This window comes from Pedobacter sp. WC2423 (assembly GCF_040822065.1).
Taxonomy (GTDB): Bacteria; Bacteroidota; Bacteroidia; order Sphingobacteriales; family Sphingobacteriaceae; genus Pedobacter.
Genome location: NZ_CP162005.1, coordinates 4234416 through 4256343, shown reverse-complemented (window position 1 = coordinate 4256343; position 21928 = coordinate 4234416). Strand labels below are relative to the sequence as shown.

Sequence of the window (21928 nt, the reverse complement as noted above, 5' to 3'; positions counted from 1 at the left end):
TTAAGGTGTAGGTATAACTTTTGGATGATGAATAGTTAACTGGTGCGCTGTCAGATCATAAATATCCCCGTCGCACATCACGTGTACTACCAAATTTTTGATGGAAACTGGCTGCCCCATTTCTACATCTGTCAAATTTGTATCCGACATGCTTCTTCCGTCAACAAGAATAACCATTCCTGAACCAATTGCTTCCATAGTATTGCCATTGGAGATATACAACCCTGTATCTTCTCCAAGCCCAATTCCAAGGATCCCCGGGCTGCTTGCTGTTGCATAAAGTAAACGCCCGATTCTACCGCGTTGCACAAAATGGGTGTCAACGATCACACCATCAATAAAACCCAGTCCGGCAGTAATTTTAACTTCTCCTTTTAACAGCGCGTCTTTACTATTACCCTGATAGATCATATTTTTAGAACTTGCCGCAGCTCCCGCTGAGGTACCTGCAATTACAACTTTCTCATTTGCATATTTATCAAGTAAGATTTCATGTATGGCTGTACCGCCAAAAATAGAGGATAACCGGAGCTGATCTCCGCCAGTGAATACCAATACATCAGCCGCTTTAACACGCTCACAATTGAGAAGATCATTCGCTTGTTCTCTATTGACAATATTAAGTACGCCAACATCATGTACATCAAGTTGAGCGAAAGCTTTAATATATTCTTCTCCAACTTTTTCAGGAACCAGCGATGCCGTTGTAATAATTTCGAAACGGGATGAAGTGTCTTTAACAGATTCAGTAGTAATACGTTTTAGAATACCACGCTCAAAGAAATTCATATTCTGAGGTAGTCCGAATTGTGTTTCAGTAAAACTTCCGGTATTTATTGCACCACCAATAATTATCAATTTACCTTTTGGAGCCATTTTATTTGTTTTCTTAGCCTAAAATCTCAAATATATATTCATTAGTTTAAATATTACCATATTTAATCAATAATCTGTGTGGAAACAACAAATATTCCTTTATTATTCAATTCTTTGATTAAATTTATACACGTTTATATTTTAAGTGTTTTTAAGCGGATAACTTCGGCTATTATTAAAAAACATTCATATATTGATTAACCGTTTAATAGCGTTTTTAACAAAAAACCTAAATTAAACAACAACGGAATTATCCATACACAACCTTTATTGAAACTTAAATTGAAATAATCCTGAAGTCAGGACAGTCCTCAGGGGCAACAGATTCATTGTTAAGGAAATATTACTAAAAAACAAATGAAGTATGAAAGTGGTTATATCATTGGGTTAAACCAAACCGAACGATTTAGCGCGCATAATTTATCAACTTAAAAAAACAATAAATAACATATGAAACCTGCCGGGGCTCTTCAGCCTGGCAAGCTTCATCACCTTAAAAAAACAATAAATAACATATGAAAATACTCGGCATTCAAGTGCTAAGGGGACCAAATATCTGGTCGGTCAACAGGAAAAAACTAATACAAATGAGATTAGATCTGGAGGACATGGAACAACGTCCAACAAATCTGATTGATGGGTTTGGTGATCGTCTGGAAAAAATGATGCCAAGCTTATTTACGCACAGATGCTCGAAAGGTGAACCCGGAGGCTTCTTTGCCCGTATTAAAGAAGGAACATGGATGGGTCATGTCATTGAACATATTGCCCTGGAAATTCAGACCCTGGCAGGTATGGATACAGGCTTTGGAAGAACAAGACAAACCAAAACAGAAGGCATCTATAATGTAGTATTCAGCTATCTGGAAGAAAAAGCAGGTATTTATGCCGCTGAGGCCAGTGTAAGAATCGCCGAAGCCCTGATCGATAACCTTGATTACGACCTTGAATTTGATATTCACCGGTTAAGGGAATTAAGACAGATGGAACGTCTTGGTCCAAGTACAGGGTCTATCGTAGATGAAGCGATAGCAAGGGACATCCCATGGATAAGATTGAACAAAAGCTCTTTAATTCAGTTAGGCTATGGTAAAAATCAGGTGCGCTTCAGAGCAACCATGACTGAAAAAACAAACAGTATCGCTGTCGATATTGCCGGAGATAAAGACGAAACCAAACGAATTTTAAAGGATTCTGCTATCCCTGTTGCTAATGGGGTCACCATCTCTGACATCAGTGAACTCGATGATGCCATTCAAAGAATTGGCTTTCCATTGGTCTTTAAACCATTGGATGGCAATCACGGTAAAGGTGCTTCCATAAACGTTAAAACACCGGAAGCCGCTAAACTTGCATTTGAACACGCAAAACAATATTCCAGAAGAATAATCATTGAAAGCTTTATTACAGGCTACGATTTCAGAATTCTGGTTATCGATAATAAAATGGTTGCAGCAGCTTTACGCGTACCAGCCCATGTTACCGGAAATGGAACCGCTACTGTTCAGCAGCTGATTGATAAAGAAAACGAAGATCCACGACGTGGTTACGGACATGAAAATGTTTTAACAGAAATACTTGTAGACCGGGACACGCTTGATTTGTTATCTAAAAAGAATTATACACTGGAAACCGTTGTGCCAAACGGAGAGCTTGTTTATTTAAAATCAACAGCTAACCTGAGTACAGGCGGGACTTCTATTGACGTGACCGACCTGGTTCACCCGCAAAACATTTTCATCAGTGAACGTATCTCCCGCATCATCGGTTTAGATATCTGTGGAATTGATGTCATGGCACAAAACCTGACGCAACCACTTACAGAAAATGGCGGTGTAATCCTGGAAGTTAACGCTGCGCCTGGATTCCGGATGCACCTTGCTCCAAGTGAAGGTTTACCAAGAAATGTTGCTGCGCCAGTGATTGATATGTTATACCCTCCTGGTAAAGCTAATAGAATTCCAATTATCGCAGTAACTGGTACCAATGGAAAAACAACGACAACAAGGCTGATTGCACATATCGTAAAAAGCAATGGAACAAGGGTTGGTTTCACGACTTCCGATGGTATCTACGTTCAGAATACAATGCTCATGAAAGGAGATACAACCGGACCAGTGAGTGCAGAATTTATACTGAGAGATCCTACTGTTGAGTTTGCCGTATTAGAAACTGCCAGAGGAGGTATTCTGAGGGCCGGACTTGGATTTAAACGTTGTGACATCGGGGTAGTAACCAATATACAGGAAGATCACCTTGGAATTGCAGATATCCATAGTTTAAAGGACCTGACCAGAGTAAAGGCGGTTGTTATTGGAGCGGTTAAAAGAGATGGATGGGCAGTACTGAATGCAGATAATAAATACTGCGTTAAAATAGCTGAAACTGCTGACTGTAAAGTAGCTTACTTTAGTATGGATGAGAACAATCCGGTTATTGTGGAGCATTGCAAAAAAGGCGGTTCAGCAGCAATCTATGAAAATGGATATATTACGATCAAAAAAGGAGACTGGAAGATCAGAGTAGATAAGGTAACCCATATCCCGCTAACTTTTGGTGGTAGTGTTGATTTCATGATCCAGAACGTTCTGGCAGCAACGCTGTCCACTTTCCTTTGGGGATATAAGATCGAAGATATACGTATGTCTCTGGAAACCTTTATTCCTTCTGCGGCACAGACTCCAGGCAGAATGAACATCTTTAAATTTAAAGAGTTTAAAATCCTGGTAGATTTTGCACATAATGCGAATGGATTTAATGGAATCAAAGACTATCTGAAAACGATTGAAGCGACAGAACATATCGGAGTAATTTCAGGAACGGGGGACAGACGTGATGAAGACATCAGAGAAACAGCGCGTATTTCTGCACAAATGTTTGATAAGATTATCATTTGTCAGGAAAAATATCTTCGCGGCCGTCAGCAGCAGGATATCATAGATATTCTGATCTCAGGCATAAGAGAAGTTAAACCTGATATGGAAGTCATCATTAATAATGACGCTTCAGACTGCTTGAAGTTTCTGATAGCTACAGCTAAATCAGGCTCTTTCATTACGATTCTGAGTGATACTATTGATAATGCAATAGAAAAGGTAACAGAATATCTGGATAAGGAATTTGGCATCTAACCAGCTCTTATCAAACAAAAAACCTGAGCATATGCTCAGGTTTTTTGTTTATATACTAAGATGGGGTCTGATCTCTTAGCCCTTTAATCTGATCATGAGATGCACGCAGCTCCGATTTTTGCTCAGTAATCAAGCTTCTTGTATCCGCAGAAAGACCTTCCTCTTCTAAAGCAGACTTATAGGCTCTTTGAGCTGCATCTTCTCCCGCTTCACAATTATTTAAGATTGTTTTACGGTCATGTCCTGTAAATACTGCCTTTACGTCCATCCAGGCACGATATATTTTACCTGATGTTGTAGTGCCAGTTTCCATATCAGTACCTGTACCCTGAACAGCCGAAGCTAATGCCAGTTTATGTTTATGACTTTCTGCTACCATTTTCACAAATAAATCTTTCAGATCACTGTCTTCTGGTGATAATTCCTGAATAGCTTTTTCATAACCAGCAATACGGTCATTATTAATTTGAATCAGGTCGTTCAGTGTTTCTGGGTTTACTTTAGTATTTTCCATATCTCTAAAAAATTAGTGTCAGGGAAGTAACGTGTACCCTACAGAAAAGTTTTACAAATTTTTCAAAGGAAGAGACCGCACTAATATTTGGTGTAATTTCAGCGGCTCCATTCTTTATTTCTTTAATTCTTCTATCAGCTTTTTTGCTCTCTCTTCGATCGTCAAAAAAACCGGATCAAATAGCTGATCATCAAAATAAGGGTCAGTAACTTCCTTTTCATCAGTTAAAAACAAGCTTACTTTTTGACGATGCTCCTCATTTGAGGCCAGTTTCAGTACGTCACGCAAGTTGTTTTTATCCATCACCAGAATATGATCAAATTCGTCAAACAGCTTCTGCTCAAAAAGCCGGGCGCGTTGTCTGGAAATATCATATCCATAATTTTTAGCTATAGATATACTTCTTTTATCTGCAGGCTGACCAGTATGCCAGTTCCCTGTTCCGGCAGAAGCGACTTCCCAGTCCAGGTTTTCATCGGCAATTAATTGCCTTACAATCCCTTCTGCAAGTGGAGAACGACAGATATTACCTAAACAAACCATCAGAATCTTCATCGGCCTATGAATAAATATCGTTAATGATCTGTGCTAAACGTACACCACCCTTTAATAACTGCTCATTCAGCAGGTCAATAAAATCAAAGTTATAACGGTAGCTTAATTTATCATCAGCTTTAGTCTTATCATATATTTTATTACAAGCTACATAAGATTCATAAACAGTTTCCTTTAAAGAATCATGACTCCATTTCATAAATTGCTCTTTCGAAGGATGATTAATTGCTGTTGCATACTCAGTATAACTTAACTGCTGTCTGTCAATCAGATCTTCATCCCATACGCGGTGAAGGTTTGAACGCTGACCAAACCACATTACACTGACCTTATTACCACCAAGATCTTCTTTTCTTGCCGTATGCATTGGCTGATGTACATCGCCTACCATATGTATCAATAAACGCATAGCCATTTGCTGCTGATCATGGGTACTTTGTTTATTCTTAAGAATTCTGATCATCTCAGGAATCTTGTTATAAACATTAGGCTCCTTACTTGTTTCCAGAAAGTTAAATACACCATTCTGATCCAGATCACCAGGAATATTTACATAATGCCAGCTGGTCAGGTAGTTATATGCCGTATCTGACTTGATAAAATCCGGCCAGTTACTTGCAATCGCCATACTTTCATTTCCCAACACCTGTTTTACAGCCTTGCGGGCTTTTGCTGTCAGATAATAGTCAGCAATCTGTCCGACAATCCTGTGTCCTGTTTGTCCCCAGGCTGCTGCATTCAACGGCAGGTAAGCAATCAATGCGACTGCAATACAAACCTTCTTTATATTTACTACTGAAATCATTGTTTTATTTTATAATTCTTGCGGTACACATTTGATTTTTTGTTTCAGGACAAGATTAACATCCCTTTGATCACTCAGGCTTTGTAAAGAAAGGTGAGTGGAATCCTTTGACTTGATCAGAAAACTTTTCCTGTATATTCCAACGGTATAACAACCGGAAACCTTTTGCTTATAGTTAGCTTTAGTATATGTTCCCTCTAAGAACAAACTATCTTTTCTTACCTGGTATACACCCTTTGCATACTCTTTCCAAACGCCATTATTGTAACAGGGATCTTCATAATAGTTAACTTTTGAATGTGTAGTCAGGTCAACATAAAATGAATCACAGGTAATTTTCACCTGATGGTGTGTATAGTTCATCAGTTTAGCCGCATTGGCAATGCTATCCTGACTCCAGACGCCCTGTAAAAAAGTTTCTCCATTCCCCTGAACGTTTGGGCGTCTCTCGCAACCGGGAAACGCCATCAAACAAAACAGGATAATTAGATAATGGTATCTATTCATGTTATTTTAAACTACCTACCATATCTTCTGGTCTCACCCACTCATCAAACTGTTCACTAGTCAATAACCCCAGTTCTACAGCAGCTTCACGAAGTGTTTTATTTTCTTTATGTGCTTTTTTAGCAATTTTAGCCGCATTCTCATAACCGATATGCGGATTAAGTGCTGTAACCAGCATTAAAGAATTTTCCAGATGTTTTTTAATTTCAGGTAAATTTGGCAAAATACCTACTGCGCAGTTATCATTGAATGAGACACATGCATCACCAATTAATCTTCCTGACTGCAATACATTCGCTGCAATAACTGGTTTAAAAACATTCAGTTCAAAATGTCCGTTGCTGCCACCAATACCTACAGTTACATCATTTCCCATTACTTGTGCACAAACCATAGTTAAAGCTTCTGGCTGCGTAGGATTAACTTTTCCAGGCATAATAGAAGATCCTGGCTCATTGTCAGGAATGATGATCTCACCAATACCCGAACGCGGACCTGAGCTCAGCATTCTTACATCATTACCTACTTTCATTAAAGCTACCGCTGTACGTTTGTAAGCAGCCGATAATTCAACCATGGCATCATGTGCAGCCAATGCTTCAAACTTGTTTGGCGCAGTTACAAATGGTAAACCTGTCAGTTCTGCAATTTTGCGTGCAACCAGTACATCATACCCATTTGGCGTATTCAGTCCTGTTCCTACGGCAGTACCACCTAAAGCTAATTCAGTAATCATCACCAAAGCATTTTTAACCGCTCTGATACTATTCGTGATTTGCTGCGCGTAACCTGAAAACTCCTGACCCAGGGTTAACGGAGTTGCGTCCATAAAGTGAGTTCTTCCTGTTTTCACGATCTGTGCAAACTCAACTGCTTTAGCTTTTAAGGTTTTTTCCAGTTTTTCTAAACCTGGTATAGTAATTTCCACAGCTTGTTTATATGCCGCAATATGCATAGCTGTAGGATAAGTATCATTGGAAGATTGTGATTTATTGACATCATCATTTGGATGAAGAATTTTCTTCTCATCTGTCAGGCTGCCACCGTTCATCACGTGTGCACGGTTTGCAATCACTTCATTGGAGTTCATGTTACTCTGGGTTCCAGAACCTGTTTGCCAGATTACCAGAGGGAACTGATCGTCTAAAGTTCCGGCGATTACTTCGTCGCATGCCTTAGCAATCCATTCTGCTTTATCACTTGCAAGCACACCAAGTTCCTGATTGGCCAGTGCTGCAGCTTTTTTGAGATAACCAAAAGCATGGATAATCTCTTTTGGCATTGAAGCCTCAGGACCAATTTTAAAATTATTACGTGAACGTTCAGTTTGTGCTCCCCAATACTTATCAGCAGGGACCTGCACTTCGCCCATGGTGTCGTGTTCGGTTCTAAAATTCATTTCTTTTGTTTTTTTTCAAAAATAAGCTTTTATCTCTATAGAAGAATGTAAAGTATATGATAATGTTTAAAACTCTTTTACGTTTAAAGGCTTAATATTGTTTATTTTTCAGCCTTCAAAAAAGACTAATCTAATTCATGACTTACCGTACCTTTTTCCCTGTGGCTTTACTGGCCACTTTTCTCATCAGTGCCTGTTCACATCCTAACAAAAAACATCCTGATCCGAAGATCAGAACCGTAAATGATGATAAAGCGGATAGCCTCCTCATTTCATATGACCCGGCTAAAGGAGACAAATGGATCGCTAATTTTGTAGACAACCTGCATAAGAAATTTGGATTTAATGGAAACATGCTCGTTGCCAAAGACGGCAAAATACTTTATGAAAAAGCTATCGGATGGGCCGATTACCTTCACCGTGACAGTTTAAAGATCAATTCGGAGTTTGAACTGGCCTCTATTACTAAAACATTTACGGGAGTTGCCATCATGCAGCTGGTGGAGCAGGGTAAACTTAAATTAACAGATAACGTTAAAAAGTTCTACCCCGATTTCCCTTACGAAGACATCACTGTAAAACTCTTGCTTACCCACCGCAGCGGAATGATGAATTATGTATATTTCAGCGATGGCGTATGGAAAGATAAAAAGAAACCAATGAGTAACCTGGATGTCATGAACCTCATTGCACAATACAAGCCGAACCGTTACGCTAAACCAGACACAAGATTCCATTACAACAACTCCAATTTCATGGTGCTTGGTGCTATTATTGAGAAAGTAACTGGCAAAAAATACTCAGATTATATGATGGAGTATGTTTTCAAACCTGCGGGCATGAAACATACACACGTATATTCTACCACTGCATATTCCAAAATACCTGTTGATGTTGTCGGCCATGACCGCACCTGGAAATATTCAGTAGTACAAAATTTCCTGGATGGACCTGTAGGTGACAAAGGGATATACAGCACTATTCATGACCTTGTTTTATATGACAACGCCTTAAAAAAAGGCAGATTATTAAAGCAATCCAGTCTTGATTCTGCTTATACAGGTCATAATAAAGCTGTCAACGGCCACTTTAACTATGGTTACGGCTGGAGAATGTATGATGGAGAAAATGGACGTAAAGTAGTTTATCATACAGGTTGGTGGCATGGTTTCCGCCACATCTATGTGCGCGATATACAAAAGAATATTGTAATTATTTTCCTGGGCAACCTGACTAATGGAAGTCTGATGCACCTAGATGACCTTTATAAACATCTGGGTGTTCCTGTCATCAGAAAAGGCGCCTATACAGGAACTGGCTCTATGCCGGGTAGTGACGAAGATTAAGAAAATCTGATTTTAAGATATTTTATCCAAAGCGATCCCTCTGCTTTTTTTATCGACAAAGCGCTTTAGTAAAGCATTTTCAGGTAAAGAAAGCGTAGGGTCTTGCTGAAAAACCTCAATCACCGTATTTCTGGCTTCATGTAAGATCTGCTGATCTTTCACTAAATCTGCCAGCTTCAGATCCAGCACTCCACTTTGCATGGTACCTGACAAGTCTCCGGGCCCGCGCAACTCCAGATCAATCTCTGAGATTTCAAATCCGTTATTGGTCATCACCATCGTTTCTAATCTCTTTCTGCCTTCTCTGCTTAGTTTTTCACCAGACATCAGGATACAAAAAGATTGCTCTGCACCTCTGCCCACTCTTCCACGCAGCTGATGCAACTGTGACAACCCAAACCGCTCTGCATTTTCTATAATCATCACAGAAGCATTAGGAACATTTACACCAACCTCTATAACTGTTGTCGCTACCATGATTTGCGTTTTACCATCTATAAACCGCTGCATTTCGTATTGCTTATCCTTATTAGGCATCTGCCCATGTACAATACTGATCTGATAATCCGGCAGCGGAAATTGATAGCGCATTTGTTCTATACCAGCTTCCAGATGTAGCAAATCGAGTTTTTCACTCTCTTTAATTAATGGATAAACTACATAAACCTGTCTGCCTTTAGCAATTTCAGTTTTCATGAATCCAAACATCCTCAGCCGTTGTCCTTCCAGTAAATGTTTAGTTTCAATTGGCTTTCTTCCGGCAGGCAATTCATCAATCATAGAAACATCCAGGTCTCCATACAAAGTCATGGCCAGCGTTCTTGGAATAGGCGTAGCAGTCATCACCAGGATGTGTGGAGGAGTACTATTCTTACGCCAGAGCTTAGCTCTTTGTTCTACTCCAAAACGATGCTGTTCATCAATAACTACCAGGCCGAGATTTTTGAAAACTACTTTATCTTCAATGAGTGCATGTGTACCCACCAGGATATCGATTTCTCCGGCTTCCAGCTGTTCATGTAAAAGTACTCTTTGTTTCTTGGTAGTGTTACCAGTTAAAATATCAACCTTAATCAGCCTTCCATCCAGTAAAGAAGAAATGGAGTGATAATGCTGACGCGCCAGAATTTCGGTTGGAGCCATCATACAAGCCTGATAACCATTATCATTGGCCAGCAGCATACTCATTAAAGCCACTACTGTTTTTCCACTTCCAACATCACCCTGTACCAATCTGTTCATCTGGATGCCGCGCTGCGTGTCCAGTCTGATTTCTTTGATCACCCGCTTCTGCGCACCAGTCAGTTCAAATGGCAGAATGTCCTTATAAAAAGTATTCACTCTTTCACCAACGGTACTGAACAGGTGTCCTTTAAACTTCAGTTCTCTGAATTGTTTATTACTTAATAACTGAAGTTGAATGAAGAATAATTCTTCAAACTTCAGTCTGCGCTGTGCATTTTGTAAAGCAGTTATATCTTTTGGAAAGTGGATATTTAATAAGGCTTCCTTGCGGTTAACCATCCGGTATTTATCCAGAATATAACCTGGAATTGTTTCCCTGATTTCTTGCAGACATTGTTCAATCACCAGCGCCTGCATTTTCTGAATTCCTTTACTATCCAGCGAAAACTTCTTCAGCTTTTCCGTAGAGTTATAAACAGGCTGTAAAGTCAGGTTTCCGGTGAGTGTGGCCGGCCTGGGATAACTCTCCATTTCGGGATGTGAAATACTGTAAGAACCATTAAAAACGGTCGGCTTGCCAAAGGCAATATAGACCTTTCCACGCATCACATTTTCATCTACCCATTTTAAACTTTGAAACCAGACCAGTTCAATAGTGCCGGTTTCATCAGTCAGTCTGGCTACAATTCTTTTTTTATGTTTTTCACCAATAGTTTCCTTACCGGTAATCCGCCCAAGGATCTGAACGTAGGGTAAATCACCGTCAAGCTCATTTATTTTATAAAAACGTGTTCTGTCGATATACCGGAAAGGATAACAGCCCAGTAAATCGGCATAAGTATATATACCTAATTCTTTCTGTAAAATTTCGGCACGCTTAGGGCCTACTCCTTTCAAAAACTCAATCGTTGTATCTAAATCAGAAGCAAACAAGTTGTTGGTTGTTAGGTATTAAATATTAGATAATGTCTTAGCAGAAAATATAGTTCTGATCAAATTCCAGTTAAACAAAATTACTGAAAATAATAACAGTACATAAGCATAAACCTGATGAACATCAATGGCCTCGCCAAAGTAAAACACTGCAATAGCGAAAGCAATAATCGGATTGATATAAATCAAAATTCCCAATGTGGAGGAAGGTATACCAATCAGCGAATAGAGACTTAAGAACAAGGGTATAATTGTAAATACAATAGCGATAATCAGAATATGTATCCAGAACCAGCTGCTTTGCGGAAATCCCTTATACTGATAGATGAAAAATGGCAGCAGAATCAGACAGGCTACTAAAAATTGAACAGCCAGTACATTAAGTTTATCAATTCCCTGCATTTTTCGTTGAATCACCAGATAACCGGCATAAAATGCAGCAATCACTACTGACCAGATCACATCTCTCAATGAGCCTGTCGCTAAAAAAACAACGCTAACCAGTGCAATGACCAGGGAAATCAGCTTTATAGGCGATAATTGTTCTTTAAGAATTACAAAGCCGCCAAAAGCAGTTAATAATGGACATACCATGTAAGCAAATGCCGCAGAGGTCAGACTTACATTGTTGACTGCATAGATGAATGTGTACCAGTTGAGCGTCAGGAACACTGTTGCACAGAGGATCTGCCACATATAGGTAATCCGCTGCTTTTTAGATACGGCCTTTACATAAGCAATATCTGTATTCAGTTGCTTTCTCCTGAAAAGAAGAATGACTGTCCAGATTAAAATCAGGGAGGTAAATATACGATAGTATAAAATTTCTTCAGACGGAAAACCTTTGATATTTCTTAAAGGAATAGCAAAGCATCCCCAAATTACAAAGGGGATGAATCCTGCCAGCAGGTAACGTACATTTGAACCCGCCAATTTATCCTTTATAAGCAATCACTGAAATTTCCACATTTACACCTTTAGGCAATCCTTTTACAGCAACGGTTTCACGTGCAGGAAAGTCAGACTCAAAGTAAGATCCATAGACTTCATTTACCTCTGCAAATAAGTCCATATCCGACAAAAATATGGTTGATTTAAGAATATGTGTAAACTCAAAACCCGCTTCCAGTAATACAGCATTCAGGTTACGCATTACTTGTTCAGTTTCATCTTTAATAGAAGACTGCGTAAGCTCTCCTGTTGCAGGGTTAATTGGGATTTGTCCGGATACATATAGAAATCCATTAGCTAATACAGCCTGGCTATAAGGGCCGATCGGAGCTGGTGCATTCGAGGTATTGATAATTGTCTTCATGATTTATATCCAGTGTAAAAGTTTCAGGGTAATTCCAATGATAAAAATTGAGATAGCAAGCGCATTAATGACATGCATGATTTTGATGTCAATACTAGTTGGCCTGTTCGGATCTTTTTTTCTAAAAAAGTACATAACACAAATGTATAAAATAATGCGCCATTCGAGTAAAGTCTTTAAATGAAATAACTGCATAAAAGAGAAGTTCCAACTAAGATCTTAAAAAGATTAATTAAATTAAAAAGGCTTAAAAAAGCGATAATATACCACTTTTTTAAGCCTTTTCAATTTATCAATGAACTGTTAATTAACGCGGAAAAGCGTAGAAACTAACTCCAAATTTAGCCCAGCCTGGGAACTGGCTTGTAATATTAGGTTCTGAAGTTGTATAATGATTCTTGCCACCGGCATTATAATATACATATATTGGAACTGTACCAGGAACTTGTGTTGGGTAAGCATAAAAAATAGTTCCATAAAACTGCCAATCATTGAAGCCATTCACCGAGCTTCTGTCAGCTGTAACAAAGTGGTCAAAACTTGGGTTATTATAAAATAAGTAAACAGGAACTGTTCCTTCTACCTGGCTTGTAAACGCTTTAAAATCTACACCCAAAAGTCCCCATCCGCCAGTATTACCATTTGTAGCATTTATATCTGGTGAAGCGTAATGATTACCGCCATTTTTACCGTTGTAAAACTGATAAATCGGATCAGCAGAAGCCTTAACCTTATTATCAGATAAATACTTATCTACATACTGATGAACAGCAGCTTTTTTACCTGGATCAGAGATTAGTTCATAAATTGCGATCAGACCATCTGGACTAATATCTATTAATTCTGCATTTTCAACTTTAGAACTACTCTGCCAATTCGCTACACTAACTTTAGGAGGTGTATTTTGATCCAGAGAAACTGTTGTAGGCATAAGGCTTATTGAAGGGTCTCCTCCATACGTCCTGTAATGTAACTTCTGAGAAGAGTTTCCTGACGTAGAGGCCTGATCGTATCCAAGTCCGGTATTTATACTAAATAATTTTCCAATACCTACATCCATACCAGCTGCTGCCGCGACTGTCCTATCCGATTTAGAAGTTTGTGCTTGATATAGTACTTCAAGTTTAGCTCCTAAAATAATATCTGAAAGCACATGAGTACCATATTTACGAACAATATACTCCGCAGAATTATTTTGAATATCCGCAGTAAATTCAGGAGTAATGTAATTTTTTAAAAGATCGATAGTTGAATTAAATTTAACCCTTTTTTCCTGAATCACTAAATTGTAACTTCCATATACATATTTTGAAGAGAAAGCACTTGCATCAGAATATGATGCTGATACAGATCCTTTGAAAAAGAGAAAACCTGTAGTTGCCTTAAGATTAGCAGATACCTTTCTAGAGTAGCTCTCCACATTTTCGCTGGTAATTAATTGATTATCCTGCTTCTTTGATAAGTCAGTCTCAACGCGATTAGGAGCGTCGGCTTTTAGTCGTGCAACATCTATAATTTTATAGGTAGCAGCACTTGAATTACCATATTCCCCGGTTACGTTATATCCATAACCTAACACATCAAACAAGCCGTCTGCCGCAGAGAAGGTTTTGCGTTTATCAGTCCCATTTTGTGACTGGGTAATTTCATTTTGTTTCTTACATGACCAAAGCGAGCATATGGCAAGCAGGACTAGAAGTTTTTTCATATAACTTGATTATCTTAAAATGTAATAAATATTTATTTTTTGCAAATGTAATACTATGTTTAAGAATATAATCAATAATTAATATAAAATATATAGATACAATTTGTTAATTAATCAAACAGTGCACCTATAATTAAAACAATAAATTACAACAAAAACATAAAAATCTCATTAAATACTAATTAAACAACTAGTAATCAGATAAATAAGAAACAATTAAAAACTCAAAAACTACCACAAAAATGAATTAAATTAAATTACTAAAAAGAAAATGATTGCAATTACCCTGAGGGCTATAGGCTATACCAGAAACAGAAAAGATATTGCTGAGCAACATCACAAAATCCAGCGCATAAAAAAAGGGCTCTGATAAATCAGAACCCTTTTCTATGTTGTTTAAGAAATACTAGTTTCTTGAAGTTTCAACACGACGGTTTTGGATACGACCTTCTTCAGTATCGTTAGAAGCGATTGGATTTGCTTCACCTAAACCTTTTGTAGCAACTTTGCTAGCACTAACTCCAGAGTTAACTAAGTAAGTTTTTACTGAGTTTGCTCTGTCTTTAGATAATTTCAAGTTGTAAGCAGCAGTACCTTCGCTAGAAGCATAACCTTTTACTAAGGCTTTACCATTGCTTTCTTTCAATACAGAAGATAATTTATCTAAAGTAGGGTAAGATTCAGTTTTTAAAACTGAAGAGTTGAATTCAAATTGGATAGTTTCGAAACCAGTTGCATTAGAAGCATTAACTACTGTAGCTGCTGCTGCAACAGGAAGTGGACATCCTGAACCATCAACTGCTGTGCCAGCAGGAGTTCCTGGGCATTTGTCGAATTGGTCAGAAACACCGTCTCCATCGCTATCTTTTTTCAAATCTTCAACAGATTTTTCAACGTTAGTAACACGAGTTTTAAGTGCTTCAACTTCTTGACGTAATGAAGGGTCTTTTAACTCATCATACATAATTGCAAGAGGGTTAACCCAGTCAAGGTTTGGTTTAGCTTTAGAACCTAATGAGAATTCTAATCCAGCATAACCGTATGAGAATTTATCTTTAGTTGTTCCTTTAGCGTAAACTCCATCAAAGTTATCGCCATCAATGAAGTGCATAGTGTAACCTAAGTTAAACGCAACACGGTCAGAAACTTTGAATTTCACACCAGCACCAACTGGGATGTAAGCTTCTTTAACGTATTTTTTATCGCGGCTATCACCAGCTTTGTCTTTCCAGTCAGTAACTGCACCACCAGCTGCTGTTACTTTAGGAGCATAAGCAACTAAACCGTAACCAACAGTAACGAAGAAGTTAACTGAGTTTTCACGACGTAAAAAGTCAACAGTAGCAACGTTAACAACACCTCTGATGTCAGCAGCATATCCGATTTGAGTTTCAAAGCTAGAAATACCATCAACCTGACCACCTGGCATGTCTTTGTTTGATCCAGAAACTTTTCCGCGGAAAATGTTACCTTCTAAACCGAAAGCATGACCTAATTGTTTTTTCAATGAAACACCGTAACCTAAGTTAACGTCTGCATTTTTGAAGTCATTTGATCCACCAATCGCAACGAATGGAGATAAAACACCAGCATTAACACCGATTGACCAAGTTCTGTACTGGCCTCTTCCACCAAATACTTTGGCTGAAGATGAAGTCATAGTAGAATCAGTTTGAGCTGAAGCAAGAGTAGTAACACCCATTACAGCAACAAAAGAAACCGCTAAGCCCTTCTTTAAAGTAGAATAATTCATAATTTTTCTTTTTTAAGGTTAAACAAATTTAAAAATGTATAATTTTTTTGTGTAGCAAAATTAAACAAATTTTTAATTCTCACAAGGTATATACAAACTCCGTTCCAATTTTAACAAATTTTAAGAATTCGATATATTTCCCTTTATTTGTCTACCGATAAAGCTGAATATGAAATATCAGAATATAGAAAAAGAGCTCTTTATTAACCACCGAATAAACTTCAATAAACACCTTAAAAACAACGCATTAGCTATATTCAATTCTAATGATGAGTTCCCAAGAAGCGGCGATCAGAATTTTCCTTTCAAACAAAATTGTGACTTATTTTATCTTACTGGAATAGACCAGGAGAATACAATTCTCTTGCTTTATCCTGATTGTCCTAACCCATTATATAGAGAAGTCCTGTTTTTAAGACAGACAAATGAGCAGATTAAAGTATGGGAGGGGCATAAATATACTCAAGCAATGGCAGAAAGTGTTTCGGGCATAAAAAAGGTATATTGGATAGAAGATTTTGATCATATTCTTCACAGCATTATAACTTATGCGGATCATATTTACCTGAATACAAATGAAAATGATAGCAGCGCACATACGATAGCTTACCGCGACATCCGTTTTATCGGAGACATGAAAGCTAAGTATCCCTTACATCATTACGAAAGGGCTGCACCAATTATGCGCAAACTGAGGGCCTCAAAATCTGCAGGAGAAATTCAGCTGATCCAAAAAGCTTGTGACATCACCAGAGATGCTTTTATACGGGTACTTAAATTTACTAAACCAGAGGTAACTGAATATGAAATCGAAGCAGAGATCATTCATGAATTTATTCGTCAGCGAGCTACAGGACATGCCTACCCGCCAATTATTGCTTCCGGTAACAATGCGAATATCCTTCACTATGGCGACAACAACCAAATCTGTAAAGATAATGAACTGATCCTGATGGATTTTGGTGCAGAATATGCAAACTATAATGCAGATTTATCACGCACAATTCCTGTAAACGGCAGATTCACAGCCAGACAAAAAAGCGTTTATAAAGCTGTTCTGCATGTAATGAAGGAAGCTAAAAAACTAATGAAGCCTGGTATTTCAGGAAACGACTATAATGAGAAAGCAGGCGAACTGATGACTGAACAGCTGGTCGGACTGAAGCTAATTTCCATGGAGGAAGTAAAAAAACAAAATTCGGGATATCCGGCTTACAGAAAATATTTTATGCACGGCATCAGTCATCATCTCGGCCTTGATGTTCATGATTTTGCCAACCGCTATACCCCTTTCCAGGAAGGTAACCTGATGACCTGTGAACCTGGAATCTATATTCCGGCAGAAGGATTCGGCATCCGTCTGGAAAACAATATATTGCTCACTGCCGATGGAAACATTGATTTAATGGCCAATATTCCAATTGAAGCTGAAGAAATAGAAGAAATCATGAACAGCTCAACTTTATAAGAAGACATGTCAATACCAAAAATCATACACCAGACTTTTAAAACGTCTAAGCTGCCCTTATTAACCCGATGGCATATTGCCAGGTTCAGGAAGAAAAATCCTGATTATATCTATGAATTTTATGATGACCAGCGAATTGAAGCCTTCCTGGCACAAGAATATGGCGCAGAGGTCTTATCACTTTATAAAAAAATAAATATAGGAGCAGCTAAAGCAGATTTTTTCCGTTATGCAGTTCTCTATAAGAAAGGTGGAGTCTACGTAGATATTGACAGTGGTATCAATGGAAGCCTGAATCAATTTATTGAACCCGGCGATGCCGCAATCATCACCAGAGAAGGAAATCCTGATTTATTTGCACAATGGGCATTAATTTATAGTCCTGAACATCCATTCCTGAAAAAAACAATGGAAATGGTTCTTGAAAATATCCGTCAGAACAAATATCCGCACGATGTACACCAAATGACCGGACCTACTGTATATACCAAAGCTATTGTGGAGTCTTTAAAAGACAATCCTGAAATTCCATACCGGATATTGGGTACAGATTATAATGGCTACTTAAAGGTAAAATATAAACTCGGAAAGTTTTTCTTATACGAGAAAGGCGATCACTGGAAAAAAAAGCAATTGACTACTCCTGTACTCAAACAGGATTAACAAGTTATTTATTTAGTATATACTTCTACAAACCGATAGAGATTAAAATCTTTCTGTTCAAGAACTTCAGCAATTTTCTGTTGAAGTTCTGCTTTCAGCACATCAGACATCCTGTCATTCTGTATTAATTTGAATGCCTTCTCAGTATATAAGAATATCTTTTTTTCATTCTTCTGAATTTCCAGCCCGGTAAGCCAGGTCAGTAATTCATCCACACCAGTTTGTTTAGCAGCAACCGTTTTAAATACCGGCACTGCATGAACACGCTGATGCAGCATTTTCTTGAGTTGATTGGCAAAACTATCTGCGCCTTCCCGGTCTGCTTTATTGACTACAAAAGCATCACCTATTTCCATCAGTCCCGATTTAATATGCTGAATTTCATCACCGGCTTCAGGGACTAAAATGACCATTGTTATATCTGCCAGACCTGCAATTTCAATTTCTGACTGCCCCACACCTACCGTTTCTACAATAATATAGTCAAAGCCCGATGCTTTTAGCACATCTGTCATCTCAATAATTTTTGCAGAAAGTCCTCCAACAGAACCGCGCGTAGCCACAGAACGAATAAAAACGTTTGGTTTATTAAAATGTGCAGACATCCGCACCCTGTCGCCTAATAAAGAACCCAGGTTGAAAGGAGAAGTAGGATCTACAGCCAAAACGGCAATTTTTTTATCTTGCATGCTTAGCCTGTCAATCATTGCATTGACCAGTGTACTTTTACCTGCACCCGGAGGACCAGTAATACCGATTACCGGGGTTTGCTGATTAATCACAAGTTCCTTTAATATTTCACTGCTGCCGGGAAGAGAATTTTCAATAAGCGTCAGTACCCTTGCTAAAGACAAATAATCACCTTCTTGTATGGCCGACAAATATTGCGCGATGGTTTTCATTGGCAAAAACTTAATCTATCTTTGTCTGCAAAGAACCAGAATATATATTCTTTGGCAAAATAAATAATTAGTAATTCTTCATCAAAGCGATCAAAATGAAAGTAAGCGGCTTCACATATATGCGAAATAGTTTCAAATACGGATATCCTGTAATTGAATCTATAAAATCTATACTCCCTTTGTGTGATGAATTTATAGCTGTGGTGGGTAAATCGGAAGACGGAACACGCGAGGCTATTGAAGCTATTGGTTCAGACAAGATCAGGATCATAGATACCGTTTGGGATGATGATTTAATCAAAGGGGGTAAAGTATTCGCTCAGCAATCCAACATCGGTTTGAAAGCTGTAACCGGAGACTGGGCATTTCATATTCAATCTGATGAAGTATTTCATGAAGATGACCTGTCCGAAATAAAAAAAGCTATGGAAGATAACCTCCATGACAAAAAAGTAGAAGGTTTTTTATTCAACTTTCTTCATTTCATAGGAGATTATAAACATAGAGGTACAACCAGAAAATGGCACCGCAGAGAAATCAGGATTATCAGAAATGATCCTTCTTATTATTCTTATAAAGATTCACAAGGTTTCAGAAGTTATCCGTCATTAGCAGATTACGAAAAAAACACGAACAGCAGAAAGCTAAAGGTTAAATTGCTGAATGCCCGTATATTTCATTACTCTTATTGCCGTAACCCGGATTTATTGCTGGGAAAAGTAAAGAGTTTTGGCAGTTATTATGCACCAAAGGAACACGTTCTGGAACACTATAAAAAATTCAAGACTTTCGATTTCGGAACTGTTGCTGATATCCTGGCACCTTTCGAAGAGCCGCATCCTGCAACGATGAAAGACACTATTGCAGCACAGGACTGGACTTTCAAACACAACCCCAATAAGATAGACTTATCCCCACGGAGAATGTTTCTGCACCGGATTGAAATGCTAACTGGATGGCGTATTGGTGAATATAAAAACTACATCATCATTAAATAGCCCGTAAATCCGTAACTTTGAAAAATTTTTAGATTTTAATGAAGACCTATTTTAGATTATTATCCTTTTCAAAGCCTATAGAAAAATATGCTATTCCATATGCTTTGGTAACTATACTTGCTATATTTTTCAATACACTCCTATTTACTTTACTGGGACCGTTACTGGAAACACTTTTTTCTTCCAAGGCAGCAACTGCCGGACCTACTTTACTGGAAAAAGCCTCAGCATTTGACTTCATCGGACACATTAACGCCTACATCAATTATACTATTGAGAACTATGGCAAACTATACACACTTAAAATTGTATGCGGAGCCATTGTAATCTGTGTATTTTTAGCGAATCTTTTTCGCTATCTCTCTCAGCGGTTTATGGAAGACCTGAGAGTACACACCCTGCTAAATCTGCGGAAATCGGTTTTTAACAATGTGATGGATCTTCATCTGGGCTATTTCAATAATGAGAGAAAAGGTGATATTATCTCAAAAGTCGCCTCAGATGTGCAAGTCGTGCAAGGCACAGTAACCAACACTTTACAGGTCGTATTCAAAGAGCCTGTTCAGCTTATATTTTACATCGTTGTATTGTTATCAATTTCGCTGAAACTTACTTTATTCTCACTTTTGGTGATCCCGGTTTCGGGCTTTATTATTAGTAAAATTGTTAAAAGATTAAAGCAGCAAGCCAGAGAATCTCACGAAAGCTTTGCAAGAATGATTGGATTTTTAGATGAAGCGCTGGGTGGAATCAGAATCATTAAAGCATTTAATGCAACGCTTAGAATCAAAGATAAATTCCATAATGAGAATCTTGTCTATTCAGATTTGAACAGAAAGATGGCACGAAGACAACAATTGGCATCCCCTGTTTCACAAACCCTGGGTGTATTGGTTGTTGTGTTTATAGTCCTTTATGGAGGAAGTATGATTCTACAGCATCAGGGAGATCTTACCCCTTCAAAATTTCTGGTATACATTGCTACCTTTTCACAGGTTATGCAGCCTGTAAAAGCACTATCTGATTCATTTAGCTCTATTCACTCAGGACTGGCAGCTGGGGTGAGGGTATTAGATCTTATCGATACTAAACCTGAATTGACAGATGCCGAAAATGCCATACAACTTCAGGATTTCAAAGAAACTATCCGTTTTGAAAACGTGTCTTTCAATTATGGTGAGAAAGAAGTATTAAAAGATGTCAGCTTTACTGTAAAGAAAGGTCAGAACATTGCACTTGTAGGTCCATCTGGTGGTGGAAAAAGTACAATGATTGATTTGATCCCACGCTTTTATGATCCTAAAGCAGGAAACATCTATTTCGATAACATTAATTTGAAAGACATCTCTCTGGATAGCCTGAGACACCAAATGGGTACTGTTAACCAGGAATCAATTCTTTTCAACGAGACCATTTTCAACAATATTGCTTTTGGTAAACCTGACGCAACCAAAGATGAAGTTATTGCTGCAGCAAAAATTGCTAATGCACATGATTTTATTCTGAATACAGAGAATGGTTATGAAACCAGTATCGGAGATAGGGGAAATAAATTATCAGGAGGACAGAAACAACGTATTTGTATTGCCAGAGCTGTGCTAGCAAATCCGCCGATTATGCTCCTTGATGAGGCTACATCGGCACTGGATACTGAGTCTGAAAGACTAGTACAGGATGCACTGAACAGATTGATGGAAAACAGGACATCTATTATAATCGCGCACAGGCTAAGTACAATTCAGCATGCGGATATGATACTTGTGGTTGATAATGGTAAAATTGTCGAATCCGGAAATCACTCTGCTTTACTTAATCAGAATGGTTTATACAGAAGATTAATAGATATGCAGACCTTTGCAGATTAATGATT

The 21928-nt window shown here is 38.2% G+C and carries 19 protein-coding genes; 6 read left to right on the top strand and 13 right to left on the bottom strand.

The window, feature by feature from the left end; genetic code table 11:
* On the bottom strand, positions 1–876 hold the full coding sequence (locus AB3G38_RS17755; protein ID WP_367865152.1) for a cyanophycinase: 876 nt from the start codon (positions 874–876) through the stop codon (positions 1–3).
* Between the two features lie 515 nt (positions 877–1391).
* On the opposite strand from AB3G38_RS17755, the gene cphA reads away from it, so the two are divergent.
* The gene (cphA, locus tag AB3G38_RS17750) at positions 1392–4007 is read left to right on the top strand and encodes a cyanophycin synthetase (protein ID WP_367865151.1); all 2616 of its coding nucleotides are present in this window, start codon (positions 1392–1394) and stop codon (positions 4005–4007) included.
* Between the two features lie 55 nt (positions 4008–4062).
* Here cphA and AB3G38_RS17745 read toward each other — a convergent pair whose 3' ends face one another.
* The 5 genes from AB3G38_RS17745 to fumC all read right to left on the bottom strand — a co-directional run bounded on the left by AB3G38_RS17745 (position 4063) and on the right by fumC (position 7787).
* The gene (locus AB3G38_RS17745) at positions 4063–4521 is read right to left on the bottom strand and encodes a PA2169 family four-helix-bundle protein (protein ID WP_367865150.1); all 459 of its coding nucleotides are present in this window, start codon (positions 4519–4521) and stop codon (positions 4063–4065) included.
* 114 nt (positions 4522–4635) lie between these two features.
* Complete coding sequence (locus AB3G38_RS17740; protein WP_367865149.1) at positions 4636–5076, bottom strand: low molecular weight protein-tyrosine-phosphatase; 441 nt, start codon at positions 5074–5076, stop codon at positions 4636–4638.
* A gap of 4 nt (positions 5077–5080) precedes the next feature.
* Positions 5081–5881 carry a S1/P1 nuclease gene (locus AB3G38_RS17735; protein ID WP_367865148.1) on the bottom strand — a complete coding sequence of 267 codons (801 nt, stop codon included), beginning with the start codon at positions 5879–5881 and terminating at the stop codon, positions 5081–5083.
* Between the two features lie 9 nt (positions 5882–5890).
* Positions 5891–6388, bottom strand: a complete 498-nt coding sequence (locus tag AB3G38_RS17730) for a fumarate hydratase (protein WP_367865147.1) — start codon at positions 6386–6388, stop codon at positions 5891–5893.
* Position 6389: 1 nt separating this feature from the next.
* Positions 6390–7787 (bottom strand): class II fumarate hydratase, encoded by a 1398-nt coding sequence (fumC, locus tag AB3G38_RS17725; protein WP_354300021.1) that lies wholly within the window; start codon positions 7785–7787, stop codon positions 6390–6392.
* A 137-nt stretch (positions 7788–7924) separates the two neighbouring features.
* Between fumC and AB3G38_RS17720 the strand changes: the two genes are divergently transcribed.
* The gene (locus tag AB3G38_RS17720) at positions 7925–9133 is read left to right on the top strand and encodes a serine hydrolase domain-containing protein (RefSeq protein ID WP_367865146.1); all 1209 of its coding nucleotides are present in this window, start codon (positions 7925–7927) and stop codon (positions 9131–9133) included.
* A 12-nt stretch (positions 9134–9145) separates the two neighbouring features.
* On the opposite strand, the gene recG is transcribed toward AB3G38_RS17720, so the two are convergent.
* The 6 genes from recG to AB3G38_RS17690 form a co-directional block, all read right to left on the bottom strand.
* Positions 9146–11251 (bottom strand): ATP-dependent DNA helicase RecG, encoded by a 2106-nt coding sequence (recG, locus tag AB3G38_RS17715; protein WP_367865145.1) that lies wholly within the window; start codon positions 11249–11251, stop codon positions 9146–9148.
* Positions 11252–11269: 18 nt separating this feature from the next.
* Positions 11270–12184 carry an EamA family transporter gene (locus AB3G38_RS17710; RefSeq protein ID WP_367865144.1) on the bottom strand — a complete coding sequence of 305 codons (915 nt, stop codon included), beginning with the start codon at positions 12182–12184 and terminating at the stop codon, positions 11270–11272.
* Between the two features lies 1 nt (position 12185).
* Positions 12186–12566 carry a RidA family protein gene (locus AB3G38_RS17705; RefSeq protein ID WP_068404253.1) on the bottom strand — a complete coding sequence of 127 codons (381 nt, stop codon included), beginning with the start codon at positions 12564–12566 and terminating at the stop codon, positions 12186–12188.
* 3 nt (positions 12567–12569) lie between these two features.
* Positions 12570–12701: a DUF6728 family protein gene (locus AB3G38_RS17700; protein WP_354300011.1), complete on the bottom strand. Its 132-nt coding sequence runs from the start codon at positions 12699–12701 to the stop codon at positions 12570–12572.
* Positions 12702–12873: 172 nt separating this feature from the next.
* Complete coding sequence (locus tag AB3G38_RS17695; RefSeq protein WP_367865143.1) at positions 12874–14274, bottom strand: MAC/perforin domain-containing protein; 1401 nt, start codon at positions 14272–14274, stop codon at positions 12874–12876.
* A 406-nt stretch (positions 14275–14680) separates the two neighbouring features.
* Entirely contained in the window at positions 14681–16027 is a 1347-nt protein-coding gene (locus tag AB3G38_RS17690; RefSeq protein WP_367865142.1) for an OmpA family protein, read from the bottom strand.
* Positions 16028–16196: 169 nt separating this feature from the next.
* Here AB3G38_RS17690 and AB3G38_RS17685 point away from each other — a divergent pair, with 169 nt between their 5' ends.
* Together AB3G38_RS17685 and AB3G38_RS17680 are read left to right on the top strand one after the other, a co-directional pair.
* Complete coding sequence (locus AB3G38_RS17685; protein ID WP_367865141.1) at positions 16197–17495, top strand: aminopeptidase P family protein; 1299 nt, start codon at positions 16197–16199, stop codon at positions 17493–17495.
* A 6-nt stretch (positions 17496–17501) separates the two neighbouring features.
* Positions 17502–18158 carry a glycosyltransferase family 32 protein gene (locus AB3G38_RS17680; RefSeq protein ID WP_367865140.1) on the top strand — a complete coding sequence of 219 codons (657 nt, stop codon included), beginning with the start codon at positions 17502–17504 and terminating at the stop codon, positions 18156–18158.
* Positions 18159–18166: 8 nt separating this feature from the next.
* Here AB3G38_RS17680 and meaB read toward each other — a convergent pair whose 3' ends face one another.
* The gene (meaB, locus tag AB3G38_RS17675; RefSeq protein ID WP_367865139.1) at positions 18167–19060 is read right to left on the bottom strand and encodes a methylmalonyl Co-A mutase-associated GTPase MeaB; all 894 of its coding nucleotides are present in this window, start codon (positions 19058–19060) and stop codon (positions 18167–18169) included.
* A 95-nt stretch (positions 19061–19155) separates the two neighbouring features.
* Between meaB and AB3G38_RS17670 the strand changes: the two genes are divergently transcribed.
* A complete protein-coding gene (locus AB3G38_RS17670; RefSeq protein WP_367865138.1) occupies positions 19156–20058 on the top strand; it encodes a glycosyltransferase in 903 nt (300 codons plus the stop codon).
* A gap of 38 nt (positions 20059–20096) precedes the next feature.
* The gene (locus tag AB3G38_RS17665; protein WP_367865137.1) at positions 20097–21923 is read left to right on the top strand and encodes an ABC transporter ATP-binding protein; all 1827 of its coding nucleotides are present in this window, start codon (positions 20097–20099) and stop codon (positions 21921–21923) included.
* The last annotated feature ends 5 nt before the right edge of the window (positions 21924–21928 follow it).

What these genes read in the sequence shown, in the direction of transcription:
- AB3G38_RS17755 (WP_367865152.1), bottom strand. Translation starts at nt 876, where the DNA reads ATGGCTCCAAAAGGTAAATTGATAATTATTGGTGGTGCAATAAATACC.
- cphA (WP_367865151.1), top strand. Translation starts at nt 1,392, where the DNA reads ATGAAAATACTCGGCATTCAAGTGCTAAGGGGACCAAATATCTGGTCG.
- AB3G38_RS17745 (WP_367865150.1), bottom strand. Translation starts at nt 4,521, where the DNA reads ATGGAAAATACTAAAGTAAACCCAGAAACACTGAACGACCTGATTCAA.
- AB3G38_RS17740 (WP_367865149.1), bottom strand. Translation starts at nt 5,076, where the DNA reads ATGAAGATTCTGATGGTTTGTTTAGGTAATATCTGTCGTTCTCCACTT.
- AB3G38_RS17735 (WP_367865148.1), bottom strand. Translation starts at nt 5,881, where the DNA reads ATGATTTCAGTAGTAAATATAAAGAAGGTTTGTATTGCAGTCGCATTG.
- AB3G38_RS17730 (WP_367865147.1), bottom strand. Translation starts at nt 6,388, where the DNA reads ATGAATAGATACCATTATCTAATTATCCTGTTTTGTTTGATGGCGTTT.
- fumC (WP_354300021.1), bottom strand. Translation starts at nt 7,787, where the DNA reads ATGAATTTTAGAACCGAACACGACACCATGGGCGAAGTGCAGGTCCCT.
- AB3G38_RS17720 (WP_367865146.1), top strand. Translation starts at nt 7,925, where the DNA reads ATGACTTACCGTACCTTTTTCCCTGTGGCTTTACTGGCCACTTTTCTC.
- AB3G38_RS17705 (WP_068404253.1), bottom strand. Translation starts at nt 12,566, where the DNA reads ATGAAGACAATTATCAATACCTCGAATGCACCAGCTCCGATCGGCCCT.
- AB3G38_RS17700 (WP_354300011.1), bottom strand. Translation starts at nt 12,701, where the DNA reads ATGTACTTTTTTAGAAAAAAAGATCCGAACAGGCCAACTAGTATTGAC.
- AB3G38_RS17695 (WP_367865143.1), bottom strand. Translation starts at nt 14,274, where the DNA reads ATGAAAAAACTTCTAGTCCTGCTTGCCATATGCTCGCTTTGGTCATGT.
- AB3G38_RS17690 (WP_367865142.1), bottom strand. Translation starts at nt 16,027, where the DNA reads ATGAATTATTCTACTTTAAAGAAGGGCTTAGCGGTTTCTTTTGTTGCT.
- AB3G38_RS17685 (WP_367865141.1), top strand. Translation starts at nt 16,197, where the DNA reads ATGAAATATCAGAATATAGAAAAAGAGCTCTTTATTAACCACCGAATA.
- AB3G38_RS17680 (WP_367865140.1), top strand. Translation starts at nt 17,502, where the DNA reads ATGTCAATACCAAAAATCATACACCAGACTTTTAAAACGTCTAAGCTG.
- meaB (WP_367865139.1), bottom strand. Translation starts at nt 19,060, where the DNA reads ATGAAAACCATCGCGCAATATTTGTCGGCCATACAAGAAGGTGATTAT.
- AB3G38_RS17670 (WP_367865138.1), top strand. Translation starts at nt 19,156, where the DNA reads ATGAAAGTAAGCGGCTTCACATATATGCGAAATAGTTTCAAATACGGA.
- AB3G38_RS17665 (WP_367865137.1), top strand. Translation starts at nt 20,097, where the DNA reads ATGAAGACCTATTTTAGATTATTATCCTTTTCAAAGCCTATAGAAAAA.